Here is a 1,606-nt window from a genome sequence, read left to right as displayed (position 1 = left end):
TGCGGATGTAGGCGACGTCATCGGCCTCGACGCGCGAACGCACCGAGCGGACACGGATGTTGTCGCGCATCAAGGTGATGTCGAGCGGATTGTCGACGCCCTTGCGGATGACCTTCAGCTTGATCTTGCTGCCGACCGGACCGCGCATCTTCTCGACCGCCTGGTTCAGGGTCAGGCCCTGTACGGCCTCGTCGTCGAGATTGGTGATGATGTCGTTGGCCTGGATACCGGCCTTCGACGCCGGCGTGTCGTCGATCGGCGACACCACCTTGATCAGGCCGTCCTCCATGGTGACCTCGATGCCGAGACCGCCGAACTCGCCGCGGGTCTGCACCTGCATGTCACGGAAGCTCTTGGCGTCCATGTAGCTCGAATGCGGATCGAGGCCGGACAGCATGCCGCTGATGGCCGATTCGACCAGCTTCGAATCGTCGGGCTTCTCGACATAGTCGCTGCGGACGCGCTCGAAGACGTCGCCGAACAGATTGAGTTGGCGATAGGTATCGGCGGTCGCTGCGCGCGCACTCGATCCCATCAGCACGGCGCGTGGCTGGGTGGCGAACAAGGTCAATGCCGCACCGGTTGCCATGCTCAGGAGAATTACCGAAGTCTTACGCATCATCCGCGAACCTTCTCGCCTTCGTTTGCGGCCCACCATGGGCCTGGATCGATTGGGGTACCGTCTTTCCGGAACTCGACGTAGAGCACTGGTTGCTTCGCATTGGTAGCGAGAATGGACGCGACCTGAGAGGTCGATCCCATCGTGGCGACCGGCTCTCCCGCCTGAACAAACTGCCCGATATTGACGGAAATACGCTCCATCCCGGCGATCAGGACATGATACCCGCCCCCGGCATTGAGGATCAAGAGTTGTCCGTAGCTGCGGAACGGGCCGGCATAAACAACCCAGCCGTCACACGGGGTTGTGACCTGGGCACCGGGCCGGGCCGCCAGCGAAATACCTTTGTCGATGCCGCCAGCGCCGTCGGAACCGCCGAATTCGCGGATCTTCGTTCCATTCACGGGAAAGGCGAGCATGCCCTTGGTCGACGCAAAGGCGATCGCCGGACTCTTGCGGCCCGGGTTCTTCAGCGCATTGACGTCCGGCTTGCTGTTGACCGGAACGCCCTGCAGGCTCGCGGTCACCGCGGCCTTGGCTGCGGTCTTGACGTCCTGCTCCATGGTGGAGATCAGGCCCTGCAGATTGTCGATCTGCTGCGCCAGCGCCACCGCGCGCGCGCCCTCGGCCTGCATGTCCTTCTCGGCGTTCGCCTGCTTGCGCTGGCGCTCCTCGATCAGGGCGCTGAGGCGCACCTGATCGCTTCTGAGCTTGTCGCGATCCTGCGCGAGCCCGTCGCGCTCGGCCGCGATGGTCTTGTGCACGGCCATCAGCTCGCCGAGATCACCGGAGAGCTTTTGGGCGCGCGAGCGCATCTCCGGCACCACCGAGCCCAGTAGCATCGCGGTCCGCAGCGACTGCAGCGCATCCTCGGGCCGTACCAGCAGCGCCGGCGGCGTCCGGCGCCCGGCACGCTGCAGCGCCGCCAGCACCTCGACGATCTCGGCGCGGCGCGAGTCGAGCGAGGCGCGGATCTCCTGCTCGCGC

2 protein-coding genes are annotated in these 1,606 nt (G+C 64.9%); both read right to left on the bottom strand.

Features of this window, described 5'->3' with window-relative positions:
* On the bottom strand, positions 1 to 622 hold a 622-nt coding region (locus WA702_RS25660; RefSeq protein ID WP_425113342.1), incomplete at its 3' end, for a S41 family peptidase.
* Positions 619 to 1,606: murein hydrolase activator EnvC family protein (locus tag WA702_RS25655; RefSeq protein WP_425113341.1), on the bottom strand; the 988-nt coding region annotated here is incomplete at its 5' end. The genes WA702_RS25655 and WA702_RS25660, both read right to left, overlap by 4 nt.

Source organism: Bradyrhizobium sp. (assembly GCF_049798375.1).
Classification (GTDB): Bacteria; Pseudomonadota; Alphaproteobacteria; order Rhizobiales; family Xanthobacteraceae; genus Bradyrhizobium.
Note: the sequence above shows the minus strand (reverse complement) of the source record. Positions and strands in the feature narration are given on the sequence as shown.